The sequence below is a fragment of the Marinomonas sp. ef1 genome, assembly GCF_002806845.1.
Classification (GTDB): domain Bacteria; phylum Pseudomonadota; class Gammaproteobacteria; order Pseudomonadales; family Marinomonadaceae; genus Marinomonas; species Marinomonas polaris.
Window position 1 is genome coordinate 182146 of record NZ_NHTT01000004.1, and the last position, 23953, is coordinate 206098.

Consider the following 23953-nt stretch of genomic DNA (forward strand, 5'->3'; position numbering starts at 1 on the left):
TTTTATTTTGCTGTACAAGGTTGCACAGGAGCAGGCAAAGTTACTCCTTTAAACTGACACTAACCTGACAAGAAAAAGATATAGGGTTCCGTCATGCGTATGTTATTGATTGAAGACAATGAGAGTTTGGCCGACTCGATTCGTGTGTATTTTAGGAACTTAGGTCACCCTATTGATTGGATCGGTTCAGTTGAAAAAGCCGAAGCCAGTCTATCTTTTGATGATTTCGATTTATTGATTTTAGATATCAACTTGCCCGGCAAGAGTGGCTTTCAGTTATTGCAGAGTCTACGTAGTCAAGGCAATCGTATTCCTGTTTTGGTGCTAACCGCTCGAACTGAGGTTGATGACAGAGTCAGTTCATTAGACTTTGGTGCCGATGATTATTTAGCAAAGCCCTTTGACTTTCGTGAGTTGGCGGCTCGTTGTCGTGCGCTTTACCGTCGAGAGAGAGGGGGGGCTAGTAATGAAATACAATGTGGTAATTTGGTTTATGACTTGGCTGCTCACTCCGCCAAAGTGAATGGTGTAACCTTAGATTTGCGACCAAGAGAGCTGCAATTATTAGAGCTTTTTCTGAAAAATCTAGATCGTGTACTCACCAAAGATGACATCTCCAATCGTCTCTACAATTACGATGAAGCCTATACTCCCAATGCCATTGAACAAACTCTGACACGCTTAAGAAAGCAGTTAGACGGCTCGACTTTAATCATTAAAACTATTCGTGGTTTAGGGTATTTGGCCCATGTCGATGACTGAGAAAAGCTATTCAATCCGCACGCGAATGTTAGGCCGTTCAGCTTTGTTATTGCTGTCTATTTTTCTTATTTTGAGTCTTGGTGTTTGGCATTATGCTCGCCAGTCAGCCAATTATTCCTATGATCGACTACTCAACAGCGCTAGCTTGTCCATCATGGAAGGCTTACACGTTTACGGTAAACAAGTGGATCTAGATTTACCTTACGCCGCGTTTGAAATGATGCAACTTGCTGATGAGGACAAGGTGTTCTATCAGGCTTTAGGTACCCAAGGAGAGCTGATTACTGGCTATCCTGACATGCCTTTGCCAGCAAAAGTTAATGTAGAGTCAGCTATCAGTTTTTATAATGCACATTATTTATCTGAAGAAGTTAGGGTTGTAATTCGCCACAAAAGGCTATCAGAACCGGCTGTATCAGGTTGGGTAACCGTGGTGTTGGCGCAAACGCTTAGAGCGCGTCATAAGATGATGAATGACATTTTATACCGAAGTTTTGCGGTACTCTTTGGAATTATGGCCTGTGTGATGATTGTCTTGTGGGTAGCGATTAATCGTGCGCTTGAACCACTGAGCTTGATTTCAAAAAGTCTCGCGTCACATTCATTGGTATCGGCTGAACCAGTTCAAGCAACGCCCATTCAAGAAGTCTCGCCGTTAGTTAGTGCGATCAATGATTACCAAGCGCAATTATTATCTAACCTCGCCGTAATGAAGCGTTTTATCGCCGATGCCAGTCATCAAATTCGTACTGCACAAAGCGCTACTCAAGCTCAATTAGACATTGCCAGCCAAAGCCAAAACCTAGCCGATTTACCTGAGCATTTACGTAAAATTCGCACAGAACATGAGCGCTTGACCCGTTTGACCAACCAGCTGCTCACTCACGCCATGGTTGTTCATCGTGGCGATACTGCGGTCACCGAGCAAATGGATATCGAAGGTGTTATGAAGCAACTATTAACAGAATGCGTGCGAGACAATGCTCATCGCCCGATAGATTTTTCTTACCAATGCGAGCAGGCATTGCCTATGTTTATGGGCGATTCTATTAGTTTACGAGAAGCCGTACGCAACCTTTTGGATAACGCGGTTTATTACGGTCCAGAGCAGAACCAAATTGAGATTTGCCTACAAGCGGATTCCACTGGTATCGATATTATTATTGACGATGCAGGTTCTGGTATTTCTATTGAATTGAGAGAGAAAGCCTTAGAGCGTTTTCAGCGTTTGGAAAATGGACTCAGTGGCTCAGGTCTTGGCTTATCGATTGTGACCAGTGTAGTAGAAGCCCATGGAGGTGATTTTTTCTTAGAAGACAGTCCGTTAGGTGGACTTCGAGCAAGAATACATTTGCCAAAAGAGGAGGGATTATGTTGAAGCGAATGAGCTTTTTATCGATCATCGTGATCATGATGACGGGCAGGCTTATTGCTGAAAGTCCCATATTACCAACCGAACTGGAAGCAGACAGATTAACCATATACAGTGCAACAGATTTAGAAGCTATCTCCCCTGTATTGGAGGCTTTTAAAGCACAAAACCCAAATATAAAACTCGAATATCGTGAGTTTAATACTCAAGAATTAGATCGTGCCATCAGGGCCAAATCTCTAGAAGATCAGCCTGATGTGGTGATTAGCTCTGCCATGGATCTACAAGTCCGATTGATCAATGATGGTTATGCGCAGCCAGTATTAGGTGAAGCCATTACAGACTTACCTGGCTGGGCTAATTGGCGTAATGAAGTGATTGGATTTACCTATGAGCCAATCGTCTTTGTTTACAACAAGCTGGCTTTTAAGGATAAAGCAGTTCCTCTTACCCATGAGTCATTGGCAAGCACCATGCGTATTGAAGATGGATTTTTCGCCCATAGAGTTGGCTCTTATGATGCTCGTCGTTCTGGCATTGGCTATTTGGTTGCAACGCAAGATGAAGTTACATCAAGCATTAGTGGCCGTTTACAAGAAAGCTTGGGGCGTGCTCGTACTAAGGTTTATGGCCAAACAGCGAGCTTATTAGATGATATTGCCTCTGGCAAGCTGATCTTTGGCTACAACCTTTTAGGATCGTACTCATTTGCCCGTGAGAAACGAGACAACCGTATTGGTGTAGTGATTCCTCAGGACTATGCTTTAGTAGTGAGTCGTGCAGCGTTTATTTCCAAACAAGCTAAGCATGTTTCCAATGCCCAGCGCTTTGTGAATTTCTTGATATCTAAGGAAGGGCAGGATGTGATTGCGGAGAAAAGTGAGCTGGTGGCTTTATTTCCAGATATTGATGGTTTGGTGTCCCAGCAAAATGTACAAGATCAGACGATTAATTTTCATCCCATTCCGTTAGGGCCAGCCTTGATGGTGTATCTCGATGATTCAAAGCGCCGACGTTTCATTAAAGCGTGGGAAAATGCGTTGTTACCATCAAGTTCTGAGTAATACAAAAACAGCCCTTCTTATTTCCAAGGAGGGCTGTTTCGAGTTTTAGACATCTGCATATCGAACGAGTATTAGTCGTTCATGCTGCCCAATTCAAGCAGTGTCGCGTTGCCGCCGATTGCGGTTGTGTTGTTAGACACAGTGCGTTCAGTGACAAAGCGCAGCACGTAATGCGGTTTGGCAATGACACTTAAATTTTCCGCATCGGTTTCTTCAACCAATTGGCAGATTAGGCCGCCTTTCGCTGCAAGACGTTGGCTAAGCTGCTGCGCTTGCATAGGGTCGCAAAGCGTTGCGATACCAGCTAGGTGATTGGCTTCGATCAAAGAATCTTGCGCTGATTCTGCAATGTTCTGCACGACACCTTCAGCCACGAATGGAGAGATCATATCCATTATTTCTTGGCCTATTGGACCAACAGTAATCACTGGGTTACCAGCAATAAGCGCAGCAAATATTTGGCCTACTAAACCGACTTTTGCCTTATCGCCTTCGATAAAAGACATACAAAGAAATACACCACGGCCTTGGTTTGATAGCTCATTACGTTCGCCAGTTGGCCCAGGCATAACGCGTGTCTCTGCAATAGATTGTTTAGCATTATTGATTTGCCAAGCAGCCATTTTTCTTTGTTCGTTAGGGAAGGTGTTAAGAGCTTTCTGCAGTTTCTCTGCACGACCGTTTACGCCAAACTTGTCCCATGCTTCGAAGACTTTTTGAGCGACCTGAATTTGGATAGGTTGTACGATTGTCATAGTAATGTCTCCCCTTAAAGGTCTTGCTCAATGGCGAAGCGTTGAAGGTAATGTGGACCGCCAGCTTTTGGCCCTGTGCCGGATAAACCTTGTCCGCCGAAAGGCTGAACACCAACTACTGCACCGACTTGGTCGCGGTTGATGTAAAGGTTACCAACGCGAGCGCGACTAGCAATGCGTGCACAAGTGGTTTCGTTACGGCTGTGAACACCCATAGTCAAACCAAAGCCTGAGTTATTGATAGTATCGATGATCTTATCTAAGTCGCGTGCTTTGTAGCGTACAACGTGAAGAATAGGACCAAATTTTTCATCCGTTAGCTGATCAATGCTGGCAATTTCAAACGCTGTTGGCGCCACGAAGGTTCCGTTTTTAGCGAAATCTGGAAGCTCCGTTTGAGCGATCAATTTGCTTTCCGCTTTCATGTATTCGATATGATCTAGTAGCATTTTCTGTGCTTTTTTATCGATAACCGGACCCACATCTGTGCTGTGTAGATAAGGCAAGCCAACGCTTTGTTCAGCCATGGCACCTTTGATCATCGGAATAACACGATCTGCAATATCGGCTTGTACGAACAATACACGTAATGCAGAACAACGTTGTCCAGCAGACGCAAACGCTGAGCGTACCGCATCGCGAACTACTTGCTCAGGCAAAGAAGTTGAATCAACCAACATAGCGTTTTGACCGCCTGTTTCCGCAATCACTGGCACTGGCGCAACGCCACGAGCTGCAAGGGTACGGTTGATCAATTGTGCTGTACCAGTGGAACCTGTGAAGGCAAGACCGGCAATACGTTTGTCGCTAGTAAGTGGAGCACCAACTGTCGCGCCGTCACCTGGTAACAAGTGAAGTACGTCAGTTGGAACGCCTGCTTGGTGTAGCATTTCAATGGCGCGGAATGCGATTAGGCTTGTTTGTTCAGCCGGTTTCGCAACCACTGTGTTACCAACTACAAGAGCGGCAACCACTTGGCCTGTAAAGATTGCCAATGGGAAGTTCCACGGGCTGATACAAGTGAACACACCGCGGCCGTTTAGCTTGGCTTGTTTTTCTTGACCTAAGAAATCTGTGTAGCTGGTTGGATTGGCAAAGTGGCTACGAGCTTGTTGAGCATAGTAGCGACAGAAATCCACGGCTTCACGTACTTCGTCGATGCTGTCTTGAATGGTTTTACCAGCTTCACGGTGGCAAAGTGCCATCAATTCTGCGTAGTTTTCTTCCATCAAGTCGGCCATTTTATCTAGACAGTCAGCACGTTCAGTCGCTGGACGTGCTGACCATGCAGGAAAAGCGGCTTCGGCAAGGTCAATTGCCTTGGTAACGGTCGCTGCGTCTGCCCAGTCAATTTGACCTGCAGTTTGACTGTGGTCGTAAGGGCTTTCAATAGAATGCGTTTGACCTGTTGCTACTTTCTCGCCACCAACGATAGGGAAGGCACGCCATTGGGTGTCTTGTCCCATGAAAGCATCGATTTTGGCTTTGAAAGGCGCCCATTCAGAATCAATCTCGATGTTCGGGCCGAATGAGTTCTTACGGTCGTCAAACAAACCAGAAGGCAAGCTGATATGCGGGTTCGCTAGAGTTTTACGACTTTCTAGCGTAGTAACTGGATGACCTATCAACTCAGAAATCGGGTAGCTAGCATCGATCAAACGGTGAACGAACGAGCTGTTTGCTCCGTTTTCGAGTAGACGACGAACCAAGTATGGAAGCAAGTCTTTATGGCTACCGACTGGCGCGTAAATACGTACACAGATGTCGCTGTCTTTGATCAAACGGTTGTAAAGCGCATCGCCCATACCGTGTAGACGTTGGAATTCAAATTCTTGTGTTGTCGCGCCTAATTGCTTAGCTAAACAGCTAATCGTCGCGATAGTGTGTGCGTTATGGCTCGCAAACTGCGGGAAGATATTCGCACGAGTGTGTTCGCTCAATAAGAAGTGAGCGCAAGCCAAGTAAGAAACGTCGGTCGACTCTTTACGAGTGTAAACTGGGTAACCACTGATGCCGCGTTGTTGGCACATCTTGATTTCAGAATCCCAGTAGGCGCCTTTCACAAGACGCACAGGGATGCGATCGCCTTGTTCTTTAGATAGTGCAGCCAACCAAACTAAAACCGGCAGAGCGCGTTTTGAGTAAGCCTGAACCACAAGGCCAAATAACCCCCAGCCTGTAGTAGATTCGTCGCGGTAAAGCTTTTCAAACAAATGCAAAGAAAGTTCTAAACGATCTGCTTCTTCAGCATCGATGGTGATGCCGACGTTCAACGAGCGTGCCTTGATGATCAAGCCTTTAACGCTGTCGAAAAGCTCTGTCATCACGCGGTCCTCACAACCGACTTCATAACGTGGGTGAAGAGCTGACAGTTTGATAGAGATCGTTGGGCGGTGACCCTTGCTGTAGGTGTCTTTGCCTACAGACTCAACCGCTTGCATGTAAGATTTTAGGTATTTGTCAGCATCGGCAGCAGTCAATGCCGCTTCACCAAGCATATCGAAAGAGTAGGTGTAACCTTTGTCGCGGTAGCCTTTACCACGAGACAAAGCTTCTTCAATGCTGCGGCCTAGAACAAACTGATGTCCCATGATTTTCATCGCTTGGTTCATCGCTTTACGAATCACCGGCTCAGAAACACGGTTTACCATACGGTTTACCAAGTTAGCTGGCGTACCGTCTTTTTTCTCGTCCATAGTGACGATTTTACCCGTCAACAATAAGCCCCAAGTAGAAGCGTTAACGAAGAAAGAGTCAGAGTTTTTAGCGTGAGATGCCCAATCGGCAACGCTCAAGCGGTCCTTGATGAAGGCGTCGGCAGTTTCTTTATCTGGCACGCGCATTAGCGCTTCTGCCAAACACATCAGCAAAATGCCTTCTTTGGTGTCTAAGCTATATTCTAGTAGCAAAGCGTCAATCATCGACATGCTATCGTCGTCTTTGCGTACTTCGGCAATCAAGTTTGCAGCGGCATTGGTTTGGGTTTCTAGCTCACCTTCAGTGGGTTTTGCCAAAGGTAATAACTCATTTAACCACTTCTCTTCATCCATATTATAAAGAGGGGAAATAAGCTGCCACAATTCATTGAGTGGACGCTGAATGAAGTTAGGCTGTAACACCTCAATCGCTTTAAACATGGTTGGATTCTCCCGCGTTAACATAAAAAACCAAATGATTTTTTATTAAGGCCGCATATTGTTATAGAGCATTAAGCGCTTTTTTGACTACTTTTCACTCTGCATAATCAAAAAAATGCATGTCTGGATAATGCTGACACTTTAGTGACAGAAGGGATAAATTGTCTTTCGAAAAAATCGTTTTTTTTTATAAGAAAGTCCGACTGGATAAGAATAAATGGGACATATATTCATTCTTGTGCAGAAGATTTGAGGAAATTATCGAAATGCTTATAAATAGGGCGTTTTATGGTGTTTTAGGAAGAAAGAGAATTAGCGATTACCAAATTGCTTTTGGTATTTTAATGGCGTAATGCCAAGGGTTTGAGAAAACACATTGGTCATGGCACTTTGGCTAGAGAAACCACACATTTCGGCCACTTGAATGGGCGGGAAGCCTTCAGCGAGTAAGCTTTGGGCACGCTCTAAGCGTTTACGCATTAGATATTGATGCGGTGTCATGCCGGTGCGGTCTTTGAAGCGCTCGTGAAATTGGCTGACACTCAAAAAGCAGAAGTTTGCCAACTGATCGATATGAACACGACGAGATAAATTCAGCTCGATAAACTGATCTAGTTTATCGATATCAAGATGGTTGCCACGAGAACGAACATCTTTATTGTTGATTTGATGGCGAATGGCGCTCAACAAAGTATTGCCGCAAGCACGAGCCAGAATCATATCATTCGGATATTGCTGTAATTCACCAGATAGAGCCGAGGCCAATATCTGTAAACGCGGATTAAGCTGAAAATACGCTGCTTGGTCAAACAAACGCGATACGACTTCGTATTCTTCGTCGGTAATACCTTTTTGCGGCGGGATAGGCAGATTGACCACCATGATGCGATTTTCCCCCAGACCCGCAAACGCATGGCTGTTCTCTGACGGAAGAATACAACCTTCGCCAGTGTGCAACTGCTTGCCTTTACCTTCTATATCGAAATCGGTATTGCCATCTAGCACAACCACCAGTTGATGGTAATCATGATCGTGGGCGTCCGCTTCGTTAGGCAGACTGAAAACATCGGAATCAGACTGAGTCAAAATGTGCCTTTTGCATAAACATAAGTGAGAAAGTATAGCTACCTTAAGGTGGCTTTAGTAGCGTATTTTTTTGAAGATGTCGTATTTTACTGCATAAATGGAGGCTTGGAGTGCATATATAGGCAGATTGAAGGTGAAAAAAAACACGACGCTTTCCTTTTTTTAGAACTTATAAAAAGCCTATAAAAAAGCTTATGAAGCGCCATGTTTGAGTTGTATTGATTTATTCTAGTTTATACGAATAACAAGGTTACCTAGCGCACCAGATTTTAAGACATCTTCGTGTGCTTGCGCTAATTCGGTAAGCGGGTAGCTATAACGAATAACAGGCTTGAGTACGCCTTTTTCAAACAGCGGGCGTAAGGATTTTGCAATCAAGGCAAGTTCGGCAGGCTTCACATTAGCTAATGCTACACCTATGACAGAAGCATCTCGAGCCATCAAGTCACGAGGATTAATTTCTATCGTGCCGCGGTTCCCCACGACCGCAACGCAACCACCAAAGGCTAAGGCTTTTAAGTCTTGATCTAAGTTGTGATTGGCAAGCATCTCGATAACGATATCAAAACCCGTCTCTAACGACTGATAAGGCGCAAGATGGTCTGCTTCATTGTGCATAATGATGTTAGTCACACCTTGCTGGCGTAATAAATCGGCGCCAGCTGCGGTGCCAGAACTGGCAACTACTTCCATTCCCGCTGCTAAGGCTAATTGCACCGTGGCAATGCCGACTGCGCCTGTTGCACCATGTACCAATACCTTATCGCCGGCTTTGCCGTTAGCGCGACCAAACAAGGCACGATGAGCAGTTGTGTAAGGAATACCGACACAAGCGCCTTCTTCGAAAGACAAAGCATCAGCCAGCGGATAGGTGTGGGTTGCTGCGCAGGCGGCAAATTCAGCAGAAGAACCGGTTAGGTTACGACTAAAATAAACACGCTGACCAACCTCGAAGCCAACAACGTTAGCGCCTAGTTCAGCAATCGTCCCAGCGCCATCAGAGCCAGGAGTGTGTGGAAAATTAGCTGAATAATTATTGGTGCCTGAGCGAATGTAAGTGTCCACAGGATTCACACCAGCAGCACCAACTTGAACCAAAATTTGGTCCTCATTGATGCTTGGCTTTTGAGCATCAACTAGCGATAAATCGCTGGCTGGGCCGTAGTCTTTTATTTGCATTGCTTTCATATTGAGGTCCCTAGTCGGCATAGACTTGTTCAGGTAGCCAAGTTGCTAGATCTGGCCAGATAGATAACATGATCAACACAGAAACCTGAATAAGAATAAAAGGTATTACGCCTTTATAAATAGACTGAGTTTTAAGCTCTGGAGGCGCTACGCCACGCAAGTAAAACAGCGCGAATCCGAATGGTGGAGTGAGGAATGATGTCTGTAAATTGATTGCCATCATAATACCCAACCACACTGGATCTAAGCCCATTGCTAACAATACAGGTGCAACAATTGGCACAACCACAAAGGTGATTTCAATGAAGTCTAGGATGAAGCCAAGGAAAAACATTAGCAGCATCACGACGATCATTGCGCCAACAACGCCACCAGGAAGTTGCGAGAAGAAGTCTTGAATCAACTCTTCGCCACCAAAGCCACGGAACACCAACGAAAATAAAGAGGCGCCGATTAAGATCATAAACACCATGCAGGTGACTTTTGCAGTCGAATATACCGCGTCTTTTAAGGTGGGCAAGTTCAGTTTACCGCTGCCTAACGCTAATAGCGCAGCGCCTAGTGCACCAACGCCCGCAGCTTCGGTTGGTGTCGCAATCCCGCTAAGAATAGAACCCAATACGGCGAAGATAAGTACTAAAGGCGGCACCAATCCTTTAAATAGCTGAACGGCTAGGGATTCGTTTGAGCCATTACGTAATTCTTCACGAGGCACAGCAGGTGCTTTGTTCGGCTGCAACCAAGCTACCATGATGACGTAAAGGATATAAAGCCCAACCAAGATTAAGCCAGGAATCAGCGCACCAACAAACAAATCTCCCACAGAGATGGTTTTAGGCGAGAAGATCCCCATTTCCAATTGTGCTTTTTGATAAGCATTGGACATAACATCGCCCAATAGAACCAAAGCGATGGAGGGTGGTATGATTTGTCCCAAAGTACCTGTCGCACAAATAGTACCAGCGGCTAACGCAGGATCGTAGCCACGACGCAACATGGTTGGTAACGAGATCATGCCCATGGTAACCACTGTTGCACCAACAATACCGGTACTCGCCGCCAGTAACATACCCACCAAAATAACTGAAATGCCTAAACCACCACGTAAGGTGCCAAACAGCATGGCCATGGAGTCGAGTAGTTTTTCAGCTAGTTTGGATTTTTCGAGCAAAACGCCCATCAAGACAAACAGTGGTACTGCGATCAAGGTTTCATTGCCGACGATACCAAATAAACGGTTTGGCAAGGCTTCTAAGAAAACACTATCAAAGGTGCCGAACATAGAACCAACCGCGGCAAAAATCAACGCGGTGCCGCCCAAAGAAAACGCCACAGGGTAACCAAAAAGCAAGCAGACACAAACGCCGGCAAACAGCCATAAAGGAATAAATTCAGCCATTAGTTTTGTCCTTTAGCCTGTTTATTAATGAGAGAGCGAGCCGCAGTCACAACGCCAATATTCTTCAAAATATCAGCCGTACCTTGAATGATCAGGCTAATCATCATGATGGGAATAAGTGTTTTTAGCAGATACACGAAAGGCAAACCGCCAGGTTCAGGGGAGGTTTCTAATACTCGCCAAGAAGCACTCACGTAATCAAAGCTCAAATATGCGGTGTAAAGCGTGAATGGCAAAAGAAAGAAAAGACCGCCAATGATATTTACCCACGCTTTTTTAGTGACAGAAAAGTCACGATAAAAAACATCAACGCGAACATGTTCATCGTCTTTAAAGGTGTACGCCGCACCCAACATAAAGACCATGGCATGCATATAAAGCACGGACTCTTGCAGCGCTATCGCACCAATATCAAAGCCATAACGCAACAGCACGATGAGGCAGGTAAGCAGCATCATCGCTAACGTAAGCCAAGCAACGCATCTTCCCATGTAATGGGAAATCGCCTCAGCCGAACTGACCAGTTTGTTTAACATTAAAATACCCACAGTTTTAATCATTATTATCGGAAGTTTAGTAAGGCCTTAAAGCCCAGAAAATCCGGACGGTTAGTCTATTGGATAACGCTACGCTTGGGAATATTCCAGACGGCGTGAAAGGCAAGTTAGAAGGCATATAACGGAAATTAGGTGGTTTATTGATAATAAAATATTGAGAACGAGAGAGTGCCTGTTTTTTTAAGTAAGTACTTTTGTTTTTGAGTTAGTCAATAACGAGGAGGAAACGGTTCTGGTTTTTCGAAAACAGACACGACGGAGCCGTGTCTGTTGATTGGATCTTTATTTTGTTTGATCTTTTACAAAAGTGGTGTCTTTTTCACCCTTGAAGAAATCACGACCGTAGACTAGAAGGCATAATACTACGCCAACAGCGAATGCCCATGTTGCACCACGAGTCGCCAGAACAGCGGCAACGATACCTGCGATACCAAGGTCACGTTGAGATCTAGCCTCCATGATACCGATTTTCACTGATACATAGCCTTGAATCAGCAAAGTAAGTGCCAAAGCTACACCCAGAATAGGTTGAACCAGTGTGACGATAGGCATGAATAGCAAACCAGTATTGGTTCCCCAGCGGAAAGAGCCCGCGCCCCCAAAGATGGAGTTCATGGCTTTTTTACCTTGGCTGAAACGCTCTGTTATTACTACGTGCATAGCAGCCCACAATGGTCCACACATTGTTACATCTGGGCCAAGAATCGACATTGCTGAGTTTCTTGCGCCAAAAATCAAGTGTGCACGGTCTGGACTGTAATCAATTTTTTCGTCGGTACGAATTAGATCGGCTTCATCTAAAATCGCTTTACTTTGTAATACGTCGCCAAACAACACAATGTAGGCTGCAAGGACGGTTGGTATTGCGGTAATAAACATCATAATTGGCGGCATACCGAGACCGAATACTGTGTACTCTTTCCAAAGAGTAACAAAGTCTGGAGATGAGAATCCCCACTGAATTGTCGGCCAAGAGGTTTCACCAACAGTTGGTGCAATGAGAATTGCTAAAACTATGATAGGGAAGATGCCCAGCTTACCAATAAGATTAAACAAGGCATTGTTTTGCTTTAGTTCTGCAAAATGACGCGAAAATATCACATAGAACGCCACGCCAACCGCAAGCGTAATGGTCACAGGATAAGTATCAAAGCGTCCGTCTACTTTAAATACCGCCATGACAGCAGCAATACCGGCACCTATGATAATGCCAGATTTTATTGCCTGTGGTATGAGAGAAACGACCCTCTGAGCTAATCCCGAGGCACCAATGAAAATCGCAAATACCCCTAAGAGTAACTGGAATGATACGAGAGCATGTATTCGTTCAGGCCCTTCAGGGAAGGTTGAGCAATATGCCATAAGTAGTGGAATCGCTGGCGTGATCCAACCAGGTACGACAGGGTCGCCTAACAAATGGTGTAACAAATAGAACAAGCCATTAAGCATGACTACTGCCAATGCGACTTCAAATGGCATCCCGAGTAGTTCTGTCATTAACGGAATGGCGGCTAAGTCGACCGCACACATTAGTAGGCCCTGAAAGTAATCCGGCCATTCGAAACGATAATGGACAAAAGGTAGCCTGACTTTAAAAGGCCCCATTTTCCAATAGGGTGTTTCTTGGCCATCAATGCGTTCTTCTCTCATGGTTATTTCCTTTTATTTTTTTAGTTATTAGCCCCACCTTCATGGGGCAAGGTTGCTTAGAATCAGAAAGCAGCTTGATACAAAGCCAATGCATCTTCTTCAGTTACTGGAACAGGGTTGTTGCCTAACAGGCGAGTTTGTAGCATGGCGTCTTTGGCAAGTGTTGGTAGGCTTTCTTCGGTGACACCAACATCTTGTAGGCGCTGCGGTGCGCCAGATTCGTTCATCAGTTTTTGCATGAAATCGACGAATTTCGCTGAGCGTATTTCCATCTCTTCATCTGAATAACCCAGAACGACATCGGCAAGTTCCGCATACAATGGCGCAGCAACTGCCATGTTGTAGCGTAAGACTGGACCAAGCATGAGAGCGTTCGTTAAGCCATGAGGTAGGTGATAATGACCACCTAACGGATAAGCAAGGGCGTGTACCGCTGCCACTGGGCTATTAGAGAAGGCTTGGCCCGCTAAATTTGCACCTAACAACATAGCTTCACGGGCCGCGCGGTTTTGTCCATCTTGGCACGCAGTAACTAGGTTTTGGCTCAAGAGACGCAAGGCTTCTTTTGCCAATGCATCTGACAACGGATTCTTAAGATGAACCGAAGTGTAGGCTTCAATAGCATGAACCATAGCATCAATGCCTGTTGCTGCAGTTGGTAACGCTGGCAGACCAACAGTTAACTCTGCATCCAACAAGACGCGATCTGCGTACAACTGCTGCGATACCACGCCCATTTTGGTGGTTTCGCCAGTAGTAAGAATTGTGATGTTGGTCACTTCCGAACCTGTGCCTGCCGTAGTAGGAACTTGTACCAATGGCGTTCTGGTGCCAGTGATTTTACCAATGCCGTACAGTTCAGATAGTGGTTGTTCAGATGTAAGCATGACAGCAACTAATTTGGCTATGTCCATAGAAGAGCCGCCACCCAAGCCTAGAACGATATCCGCATGGCTTTTTTTGCCTTGCTCGACACATTCCATTAGCACGTGTTCTGGTGGATCAGCGACCACATCGTCAAATACAGTTACCGTGAAACCGTGTTTTTTTAGCGAGTCTTTGGTTTGTTCCAATAGACCGCTTTCATTCAAAAATTTGTCAGTGACGATTAATAAGTTACGTTCTTTGAACCACTCACTAAGCAGTTCACCAAGACGCTTTGCGCCGCCCCATTCAAGGTGCATAGAGCCGGGCGTATTAAAAGAAAAAGGTTTGATGCCGTTAGTCATAATGATCTCCAATTTATTGTTTTTGGCTACTGTTGTTGGCTTATAGGGCACTGCAAACGTATTTCATTTCGAGATATTCTTCGATGCCATACTTAGAGCCTTCGCGTCCAAGACCTGACTGTTTGACGCCACCGAAAGGCGCGACTTCGTTTGAAATTAATCCAGTGTTGTGACCGACCATGCCGTATTCAAGCGCTTCTGATACGCGGATCATGCGGCCGTGATCGCGAGTATAGAAATACGCGGCGAGTCCAAAAATCGTATCGTTTGCCATGGCGATGGCTTCTTCTTCGGTATCAAACGCAAACAACGGCGCCATCGGACCAAAGGTTTCTTCTTGTGCGACTTTCATGTCAGCAGTGACACCAGTCAAAATCGCTGGCTGTAAGAAAAGTCCACCCAAACGTTCGCCACCAAAGACCAGTTTGGCGCCTTTGCTGACGGCGTCTTGGATATGATCTTCTACTTTAGCGATGGCTTTCTCTTCGATCATTGGTCCAATGTCGGTACCAGTTTCAACACCGCTACCTACTTTTAAAGCTTTGACTTTTTCGGTCAGTTTCGCAGTAAATTCTTCGTAAACACCGCGCTGAACCAAAATACGGTTTGCGCAAACACAGGTTTGTCCCGCGTTACGATATTTAGAAGCCATAGCGCCTTCAACAGCTTTATCAAGATCCGCATCATCAAAGACGATAAAGGGCGCGTTGCCGCCAAGTTCCAAAGAGACTTTTTTGATGGTTTGCGCGCATTGCGCCATTAATAAACGACCGACTTCCGTTGATCCTGTGAAAGACAGCTTGCTAACGACTTGGCTGTCGGTAAGAACCTTGCCTAGTTTGCTAGCAGAGCCCGTGATGACTTGAAAAACGCCAGCAGGAATACCAGCACGTTGTGCTAATTCGCCAATGGCTAACGCAGTAAGCGGCGTTAAGTCCGCAGGACGAACGATCATTGAGCATCCTGCTGCCAGTGCTGGCGCGGCTTTGCGTGTAATCATCGCGGCTGGAAAATTCCATGGCGTAATCGCTGCCGTAACACCGATCGGTTGACGGATAACGGTCAGTCTTTGGTCTGCGCGAGGTGCTGGAATCGTGTCGCCATAAATGCGTTTTGCTTCTTCAGCAAACCATTCAATGAAAGATGCAGCGTAGCCAATTTCGCCTTTTGCTTCGGCTAACGGTTTGCCTTGTTCTGTAGTCATCAATAGGGCTAGGTCGTCGGTATTCTCGATCATTAGCTCAAACCAGCGTCTTAATATTACAGAGCGCTCTTTAGCGGTGAGTGCCGCCCATTTTTTTTGTGCAATGCGAGACGCTTCGATGACGGCAGGGATTTCCTCTGGTGAAAGATGAGGAATTTCAGCGATGACTTCACCTGTAGCAGGATTAGTGACAGGGTGTGTGGTTTTTGCTTTGGCTTCGACCCACTCGCCATTGACTAAGCAGTGAGTTTTTAGAAGAGACATGTCTTTTAACATGAGTATCACCTTTATATTGGTTATTTTAAGACGCTCTGTTTTTGTCGTTGCTAGGATCACAAAGGAGCCATAAACAGATGACGAACACGTCATTGCTCAAAAGAAATAATAAATAAGAAGCCACTCAAGTCGCTGGGAGGTCTTATGAGATAGGATGGCATTTGTATTAATGCGCGCTCTTATTATTTTTTTACTAAGAACAATGTTGCTTCTTAGATAAGAGCAAGCAGGATGCCAGTTTTGTAATAACATCTATCTATTTGATTAATATAAAAAAGTGTTTTTTTAGGTATGTCTATATGGATGTTTTGAGCGGTTACCGATCATGATGATCGCCATTTTATGATCGGTATCCGCTCAAAAAATTAGTGCGATTGACGACGATCAGGGTAGTAAACCGACCAGTTATGCAGCAAACGTGCTGCTGGGGGAAGGGAGGTGTCTTTAGTCGAGGTTCCGATGGAAATAACTTGCTGAAGTTGGTGAGTGTTTGCGTCCATGTAGGACGAAAAACCTGTGGGATCTTCTGGTAGTTTAATCACTAAGTTTTCGAGTACAGTTTGCAACTCTTCGTTAGTTGCATCGACACCCGCAAGGTGAACGGCTTCAGCAATGGCCATTATTCCTGAGTACGCACCTTCGGCAGCATAAGAAGGATAGCGTCCGCTTAACTCATGGAAGCGTGATACAAACCATTGATTGAATGCTGTGTCTGGCCAGTTATTGTGATGACGAGATGCCAAAATGAGTCCTTCGGGCATGTCTTCGCCTAATGCTGCAAGGACTTCAAAGTTGGCGCCAGTGTCGAAATTAGCAAAACGTGCATGTTGGAAAAGCTTAGCGCTATTGGCTTGTTGAATAAAGGTGACAAGATCGCCACCCCACATGGCATTTACGATCAAATCTGTTGGCTTCTCTAGGAGTGCCTGAATAAAGGTAAAGTAGTTTGGTTCATAAAGTTTGGGCCATAAAGTAGTGACGACTTCATAGTTAACTTGTTGCTGTTTAAGAGCATGTTCTAAATCATCCCACATGGTGTAGCCGTACTCGTAGTCTGGGCCAATATAGGAAATTTTAATGGGTGTGCTGGCGGAAGACGGAAAATGCTCACGAATGTATTTGGCCCCTGCCAGCATACTTTGTTGGGTGTTATTACTGACTCGAAAATATAAAGGGCGCTTGCCTGTATCTGTCATGCGAGATGAAGCGTGATCAGTGCCAATAAAAAAGGCGTTTTCTTGCTCTGCAACTTGGGCAACTTGCCACGCAATAGATGAATTCACCACGCCACAAATGAAGCGTGTTTGATGATCTCTTACCAATTCTTTTACTAAACGTGTGGCTCGTGAGGCTTTCGATCTAGAATCCTCAATAATGATTTTTAAACTAGGATAGTGATCAGTTTTGTTTGCCAACTGTTCCAGTGCTAGCTGAATGCCAATTTTACTGTCTTCGCCATATAAACCGCCACGTCCAGTAAGCGGAAAAAGGCAGCCAACATTTATGTCAGCTTTGTCTTGATTGCCTAGCACTATTTCGGCTTGGCTGTTTGTTGCTGTGAAACATCCTAATAGGGTGAGTAACCAAGTTAATTTTTTCATAAGGGCATTCTTATTGTTATTTTTTCTGAGTTTAAAGATCTATATGAAGTCTTTGTATTCTGCGTTTTAAAGCGTGCCTAGATATGCCGAGTTGTTCGGCAGCAAGGCCTTTTCTGCCGCCACATTTGCTTAAAGCACTTAGGATTAGCTCTCGTTCTTTGTTTTCTACTGACGAAGAGTAATTTGAGTCCTCTATTTTAGGCTGCAGTGGGCCTTGTCGATATTCGCTTGGTAAATGTTTTGGCATGGCTGCTTGGCCTGGATACAAAATAGTAATGCGTTCGACTAAGTTTTTGAGTTCCCGAATGTTACCCGGCCACGAGTAGGCTTTAAGTTGGAAAATAACGTCATCGCTCCAAATTGGTGGGTTACAGCCTTCTTGTTTTGCAAATTGCTCACTGAAGAAACTTACTAATAAAGCAATGTCTTCCGTTCTCTCACTTAGCGCTGGGGCATTAATTGGTACCACATTGAGTCGGTAGTACAAATCGGCGCGGAAAGTACCGGCATCAACGGCCTCTTTAAGGTCTTTGTTGGTGGCAGCAATGACCACGACATTGGCTTTGCGTTCTTTTCCTCCACCAATGGAGCGATAAACGCGATTCTCTAGAAACGTCAGTAATTTTGCTTGAATGGCTAATGGCATTTCGCCAATTTCATCTAAAAATAATGTGCCATTATCTGCCAATGAAATAAGACCATCTCGCTTTTGTACCGCGCCAGTATAGGCACCGCGTTCTGCACCAAATAGCTCTGCCTCGATAAGCTGTTCAGGTAGGGCGGCACAATTTATTTCGATAAAAGGGGCATTATCAAAACGAACATCGTGCAAGCTGCGCGCAATTAAGGCTTTCCCTGTTCCGGATTGGCCTGAGATCAAAATGGTTTTAGCAGCACTACTACCTACTTGTTCTATCATGTCACGGAGCTGTTGGGTGTTATGGCTATTGCCAATAATACGATGCGTATGGATTTGCTTAGAGCGCAAAAAGCGCAGTTCTTTTGATAGCCTCTGCTGTTCACCACAGCGACGAATTAAAAGTTCTAACTCATCGATATCAAACGGTTTGGTGATGTAGTCGAGCGCGCCTTCTTTTACTGCTTTTACTGCGGTTCTAGTATCACCATGTGCGGAAATCATGATGACTGGCGTGTCAGCAGATAGGCTTTTTAACTGAGTTAATACGTCTAAGCCGGACATGTCTGGTAGGCCTAAATCCAATAACACGACGTCTGGAACTAAGGTTGTAAATGTTTTTATACCCTCGGTTCCAGAATACGCCGCGTGGAGATCCATGTTTTGGTCAATAAGGGAGAACTGGATGCTGCGAACCAAGTTGGGTTCATCATCTATTACCAAAACAGTTAGGCTACTCATATTTATCTTCTTCTATTCGGTCGTTTTGAAAACATAGTTGAACTTTAGTGCCTGTATTCTCCTGACTTTCGATGGAAAGTTCAGCATGGTTGGACTTGGCTAATACATGACAGATTGCTAATCCTAATCCTGTGCCCGCAGACTTAGTAGTAAAGAAAGGTTCCGATACTCGTGGCATGAGTGATGCTGGAATGCCTTTACCATTGTCGATTACGGATAAAATAATTTGCCCATCTTTCTTTGAGCCAAGCAAGGTGATTTGCCCACCTTCTGTTGGCATTGCCTGAATCGCATTGAGTATTAAGTTCATTAAAATCTGTCGAATATGAGACAAATCGGCAGTTATCTCAAGTAAAGGGTCACAGTCTAGCGCAATCCCAACATTTTGTTTTCTGGCTGACGCGTTTACCAGTGCTCGAATACCTTCTAGCAGTTCTAGCAAGCTTATTTTCTCTAATTTTGGTTGTGTCGGTCGAGCGAAGTTTAGCAAGTTTTCAATGACTCGATTAACGCGCTCTATTTCTTCTTCAACCATCACCAGCATTTCATTATGTTGCGGGTTGGATTCTCGCTTAATTAAAGTTTGTATCGTCATACGGATAATGGTCAGCGGATTTCGAATGTCATGAGCTAATCCCGCCGCCAGTTGTCCTAATGAGGCTTGTCTCTCCATTTCTACTGATGCTTGAATTACGTGATGTAGTTGTAAGCGCATGCGATCAATGGCTAAGGTTAACCGTTTTAATTCTGTTCCTGGTTGCAATGGCACTGGTGAGTCTAAATCGCCAGCAGCAATACTTTCGACGCGATCAATGAGTTTATCCAGTTGTCGGTTTAAGCGTTTTGAAATATACCAATGCAGCAGTAATAGGCCTGCGGCGGTAAATAGTACCAAGAGAATCAGCCAGTAACGCATTTCTGCACTTGGTGGGCTAGAAAGATCTTTGTTTTGACGCAGCTTTAGTGACCAGTTGGGCAGCAAATCATAACTGGTGTTAATGCTTGTATCTTTGTCCACAGGCTGACCGACGATATCAAATAAACGATCACCAGGAACATCTAATAATGGTGTATAAATACCATCGACACCGAGTATCTTGGGTATAGAAGCGAGCGAATTAAAGCGCAGAATAATGCCGATGTATGGCGCATGTTCGATGGCAAAACTGCTGGTGTTGATTTGTTTTAATAATAAGACGGAAGAGGGTCGATCAAATGAATAGGTTTCTGGACCATAAATGCCAGCGTCTTCAAATTGTGTAACAGGATAGATCAAGGATTGATTGTAGCGGTTTTGCGAGTAGGCGTATTCAGGAAAGCTCCACAAGTATTGTTTGTGCTCATCAAAAAATGCAATGCCATAGACATTTTGTAAGTCTGTTTGAATTCTTAGCAAGGTTTGCAATTCAGACGACAACGACTGAGCTCCATCAAGCGTATAAATTTTGGGGTTGTCTAATTCATCGGCTAGGACATCAAGCTGATAAAGTCGCTCACGAAGATTAGCCTGAAATTCATTCTGAACAGTCGCAACGCGAGTACTTAATTGTTCACTCGATATTTTTATAACTAGCTGATTCAGATAAGTGTCATAGAGTCCGGAAAAAACCAATAATGGCACGAGCGCTACTACTAGGGACAATAATAAGTAACGATTAGATAAGCGTTTATTTTGACGTTTGAGCAACTTAGTGGGCCCTTTCAATGGCGTAGTGTTGGAATATGTTACAGCGATTAAAATCGTATGGACAAAGAAACTTGCTGTTTGCTCGTGACGATTTCCTATTGGTTTTGTAAAGACTCATAATTTATTTTTGAAATATTTCATTGTTTAACATTTCTGTCACATATCTTTCCTATAGTACAAAGCATCGAACGAGCTATGGGCAGTTGCTCATAAATATTTGACTACAACCACTGAGGTTTATGTGATGAAAAAACTAGTTGCAGGTTTAGCGATGACAGCGGCAGTAAGCGTTTCTGTTAACGCTTTTGCAGATGTTGATTCAAATTTGATGTCTTACAGCAAAGCAAGTGGCGTTTCTGGCAATATTTCAAGTGTTGGCTCTGACACCCTAGCAAACTTGATGACATTGTGGGCAGAAGACTTTAAACGTCTATACCCAAATGTAAACATCCAAATTCAAGCGGCTGGTTCTTCTACTGCGCCACCAGCTTTGACTGAAGGTACTTCAAACTTCGGCCCTATGTCTCGTACAATGAAAGACAAAGAAATCGCAGCGTTTGAGAAAAAGTACGGCTACAAGCCAACAGCTATCCCAGTGGCTATCGATGCTCTAGCGGTATTCGTACATAAAGATAACCCAATCAAAGGTTTGTCTCTTCCTGAAGTAGATGCGATTTTCTCTTCTACTCGTAAGGGTGGCCACAGCGAAGACATCACTAACTGGGGTAAAGCTGGCCTAGACGGTGCTTGGGCTAAACGCGACATTCAATTATTTGGTCGTAACTCAGTATCTGGTACTTACGGTTACTTCAAAGAGCACGCGCTTTTTAAAGGTGACTTCAAAAACAGTGTAAATGAGCAACCTGGTTCTGCTTCTGTTGTTCAGTCTGTATCAACTTCTCTTAACGGTATTGGTTACTCTGGCATCGGTTACAAAACGTCTTCTGTACGTGCCGTACCTTTGACTAAGAAAGACGGTGGCGAGTTTGTTGATGCAACGATTGAAAATGCAGCGACTGGCAAATACCCACTGTCTCGTTTCCTTTACGTTTACGTAAACAAAGCGCCTAATAAGCCGCTTGAACCACTACAACGTGAGTTCGTGAAAATGGTTCTTTCTAAAATGGGCCAAGAGGTTGTCGTAAAAGACGGTTATGTACCTCTTCCAGCGAAAGTAGCTAGTAAATATCTGAAAGATCTAGGTATTAACTAAGCAGCGCTGTAGTGAGCTACGGATTAGATGCTTAAAGTAGGAGGGCCGAAACGCTCTCCTACTTTTCTCTGTGCAGTAGGCTGTCACACTACTGTCACATAAAAAAATGTCACACAACAAAGATGAATGCGGATGACTAAATCAACTGACCATCAGATGCCTGAGCTGGATTTCAATACGCCAGCTTTAAAGCGTCATCGTAAAATTCGCGCCCTGAAAGACCGTATGGCTGGAATGGGTATTGCCGTGGGTGGCAGCAGTGTTATTTTGGCTGTGCTGCTGATTTGCTTCTATTTACTTTATGAAGTGGCGCCATTGTTTTCTAGCGCTAGTATTGATCCTAAGGCGAGCTACACCTTGCCTGCACAGGATCAAGGTGAAAGCCTTTACTTAACTACCGAAGAGCAAGCTGAAATCGGTATGCGAGTGGCGAGTAATGGTAGTATTGTCTTCTTCTCTGTTGCTGATGGCAGCGTGATCAATATTGTCAAAAATCTTCGTACTGAAAAAGTCACCGCCTTTGCTATTGAATCAGATACTAGCCATTTAATGGCGTTTGGTTACGAAGACGGTAAAGCGCTGATTGTAAAACATGATTACAAGACTTCTTATCCTGGTGGCGAGCGTAAAATTACGCCAGTGGTTGAATACCCATATGGTGAAGAACCTGTTGATGTGGCGGATTTCGCGATCAAGAAGCTAGCGCTTCGTGATGGCAGCGACAGTTTAACCATGGCGGCGATTGGTGATTCAAGCAGCGCCATCACTAAAGTAACGAAAGACGTTAACTTTATCACTGATGAAGTGGAATTGAGCGAGCAGAGCGAGCCATTACCTTTCGTTCCTGATGTAGCCAGCATGCTACTGAGTGGTGATCAGCGTTACCTATATGTGGCGACGCGTTCTGGTGCCATGAGTGAGTTTGATCTGCGAGATTTCGATAATATCGAGCTTAAAAATGAAATGTCACTGCTCAAAGACGCTAGTACCAAACTTATTTCGATGACCTACCTATTGGGTAAGTCTTCTATCATGGTAGCGGACTCTTCTGGTCGAGTGAGCCAGTGGTTTAACGTTCGTAACGATGATACCAACGAAGAAAAACTCACTTTTATTCGCGATGTTAAACAACCTGTTGCCTTAGTCGATTTGGCAATGGAGCAACGTCGTAAAGGTTTTGCTACCTTGGATGAGCGTGGCTTGGTTGCTATCTATAATGCAACATCTACTCGCCAAGTTTTGAATGAAAAACTGAGTGATAAAACCGCTCGCCTAATCAGCTTTGCACCACGAGCAAACGGTTTGTTGTTAGAAGACAGCAAAGGTGTGCATTTCTTCCACGTAGACAACGAACACCCAGAAGTATCTTGGTCCTCTTTGTGGGGCAAGGTGTGGTACGAAGGTTACCAAGAGCCGACTTACACTTGGCAGTCTTCTGCGGCGAACAATGACTTCGAACCTAAATACAGCTTGATGCCATTAGCATTTGGTACCTTGAAAGCAGCATTCTATGCGATGTTAATGGCGGTGCCTTTGGCGATTTGTGGTGCTATCTATACAGCTTACTTCATGGCGCCTGCATTACGTCGTAAGATCAAACCTGTGATCGAATTGATGGAAGCCCTACCAACGGTAATTTTGGGCTTCTTAGCGGGTTTGTTCTTCGCGCCCTTCTTAGAAGAAAACCTAGCAGCAACGTTCAGTATTTTCGTCGTTCTGCCGGTTGGTATTCTACTATTTGCTTATATTTGGTCACGTTTACCTCAGCAAATTCGCTGGTTGGTGCCTGATGGCTGGCAGCCATTGTTGCTTATTCCAGTTATCGTATTTTTAGCTTGGTTCTGTTTGGCGATGAGTCCAATCATTGAATTGAACTTCTTTGGTGGCAACATTCGCGGCTGGATTACTCATGATCTTGGTATTACCTTTGACCAACGTAACGCGCTGGTGGTTGGTTTTGCCATGGGCTTTGCGGTTATCCCGACTATTTTCTCTATTACTGAAGATGCCATCTTTAGTGTGCCAAAAGCCTTAACTCAAGGTTCATTGGCGTTGGGTGCGACTTACTGGCAAACCATGACTCGTGTGGTATTGCCAACAGCAAGCCCTGGTATTTTCTCCGCGGTAATGATTGGTATGGGCCGTGCGGTGGGCGAAACCATGATTGTATTGATGGCAACGGGTAATACGCCGATTATGGATTTCAACATCTTTGAAGGTATGAGGACTTTAGCAGCCAACTTGGCGGTAGAAGTACCAGAGTCTGAGGTGGGAAGTTCTCACTATCGTATCTTGTTCTTAGCGGCGTTTGTGCTCTTTATCTTCACCTTTGTGGTGAACACAATCGCTGAAACCGTGCGTCAGCACCTACGCAAAAAATACGGGTCGCTATAAT

At 44.7% G+C, this 23953-nt stretch carries 17 protein-coding genes; 5 read left to right on the forward strand and 12 right to left on the reverse strand.

Going from position 1 to position 23953, the window contains the following annotated elements; genetic code table 11:
* The first annotated feature begins 93 nt into the window (after positions 1-93).
* From CCS02_RS07410 to CCS02_RS07420, 3 genes are read left to right on the forward strand one after another with little or no spacing between them, the layout of a single operon-like run.
* Positions 94-762 (forward strand): response regulator transcription factor, encoded by a 669-nt coding sequence (locus CCS02_RS07410; RefSeq protein ID WP_100636249.1) that lies wholly within the window; start codon positions 94-96, stop codon positions 760-762.
* Positions 749-2140: a sensor histidine kinase gene (locus CCS02_RS07415; protein ID WP_100636250.1), complete on the forward strand. Its 1392-nt coding sequence runs from the start codon at positions 749-751 to the stop codon at positions 2138-2140. The genes CCS02_RS07410 and CCS02_RS07415 overlap by 14 nt, the downstream gene beginning before the upstream one ends.
* Positions 2134-3198, forward strand: coding sequence for an ABC transporter substrate-binding protein (locus CCS02_RS07420; protein WP_232728840.1), 1065 nt, complete (start codon positions 2134-2136; stop codon positions 3196-3198). Before CCS02_RS07415 ends, CCS02_RS07420 begins: the two co-directional genes overlap by 7 nt.
* 71 nt (positions 3199-3269) lie before the next feature.
* Here the strand turns inward: CCS02_RS07420 and CCS02_RS07425 are convergent, their stop codons facing one another.
* The 12 genes from CCS02_RS07425 to CCS02_RS07480 form a co-directional block, all read right to left on the reverse strand.
* On the reverse strand, positions 3270-3953 hold the full coding sequence (locus CCS02_RS07425) for a 1-pyrroline-5-carboxylate dehydrogenase (RefSeq protein WP_100636251.1): 684 nt from the start codon (positions 3951-3953) through the stop codon (positions 3270-3272).
* Positions 3954-3967: 14 nt separating this feature from the next.
* Positions 3968-7090 carry a bifunctional proline dehydrogenase/L-glutamate gamma-semialdehyde dehydrogenase PutA gene (gene putA, locus CCS02_RS07430; protein WP_100636252.1) on the reverse strand — a complete coding sequence of 1041 codons (3123 nt, stop codon included), beginning with the start codon at positions 7088-7090 and terminating at the stop codon, positions 3968-3970.
* Positions 7091-7402: 312 nt separating this feature from the next.
* The gene (locus CCS02_RS07435; protein ID WP_072839358.1) at positions 7403-8176 is read right to left on the reverse strand and encodes a helix-turn-helix domain-containing protein; all 774 of its coding nucleotides are present in this window, start codon (positions 8174-8176) and stop codon (positions 7403-7405) included.
* A 228-nt stretch (positions 8177-8404) separates the two neighbouring features.
* Complete coding sequence (locus CCS02_RS07440; RefSeq protein WP_100636253.1) at positions 8405-9364, reverse strand: NADPH:quinone reductase; 960 nt, start codon at positions 9362-9364, stop codon at positions 8405-8407.
* Between the two features lie 10 nt (positions 9365-9374).
* Positions 9375-10763, reverse strand: a complete 1389-nt coding sequence (locus tag CCS02_RS07445; RefSeq protein WP_100636254.1) for a TRAP transporter large permease — start codon at positions 10761-10763, stop codon at positions 9375-9377.
* Positions 10763-11299: a TRAP transporter small permease subunit gene (locus tag CCS02_RS07450; protein ID WP_100636296.1), complete on the reverse strand. Its 537-nt coding sequence runs from the start codon at positions 11297-11299 to the stop codon at positions 10763-10765. The genes CCS02_RS07445 and CCS02_RS07450 overlap by 1 nt, the downstream gene beginning before the upstream one ends.
* 303 nt (positions 11300-11602) lie before the next feature.
* Complete coding sequence (locus CCS02_RS07455) at positions 11603-12970, reverse strand: hypothetical protein (RefSeq protein ID WP_072839361.1); 1368 nt, start codon at positions 12968-12970, stop codon at positions 11603-11605.
* Positions 12971-13032: 62 nt separating this feature from the next.
* Complete coding sequence (locus tag CCS02_RS07460) at positions 13033-14199, reverse strand: iron-containing alcohol dehydrogenase (protein WP_100636255.1); 1167 nt, start codon at positions 14197-14199, stop codon at positions 13033-13035.
* Positions 14200-14239: 40 nt separating this feature from the next.
* Positions 14240-15679 (reverse strand): NAD-dependent succinate-semialdehyde dehydrogenase, encoded by a 1440-nt coding sequence (locus CCS02_RS07465; RefSeq protein WP_198515342.1) that lies wholly within the window; start codon positions 15677-15679, stop codon positions 14240-14242.
* A 365-nt stretch (positions 15680-16044) separates the two neighbouring features.
* Positions 16045-17280, reverse strand: a complete 1236-nt coding sequence (locus tag CCS02_RS07470; RefSeq protein WP_100636256.1) for an ABC transporter substrate-binding protein — start codon at positions 17278-17280, stop codon at positions 16045-16047.
* Between the two features lie 31 nt (positions 17281-17311).
* Positions 17312-18658: a sigma-54-dependent transcriptional regulator gene (locus CCS02_RS07475; protein ID WP_100636257.1), complete on the reverse strand. Its 1347-nt coding sequence runs from the start codon at positions 18656-18658 to the stop codon at positions 17312-17314.
* Complete coding sequence (locus CCS02_RS07480; protein ID WP_100636258.1) at positions 18651-20345, reverse strand: sensor histidine kinase; 1695 nt, start codon at positions 20343-20345, stop codon at positions 18651-18653. Before CCS02_RS07480 ends, CCS02_RS07475 begins: the two co-directional genes overlap by 8 nt.
* Before the next feature lie 244 nt (positions 20346-20589).
* Here CCS02_RS07480 and CCS02_RS07485 point away from each other — a divergent pair, with 244 nt between their 5' ends.
* A complete protein-coding gene (locus CCS02_RS07485; RefSeq protein ID WP_100187264.1) occupies positions 20590-21558 on the forward strand; it encodes a PstS family phosphate ABC transporter substrate-binding protein in 969 nt (322 codons plus the stop codon).
* Positions 21559-21690: 132 nt separating this feature from the next.
* On the forward strand, positions 21691-23952 hold the full coding sequence (locus tag CCS02_RS07490; RefSeq protein WP_198515343.1) for an ABC transporter permease subunit: 2262 nt from the start codon (positions 21691-21693) through the stop codon (positions 23950-23952).
* The last annotated feature ends 1 nt before the right edge of the window (position 23953 follow it).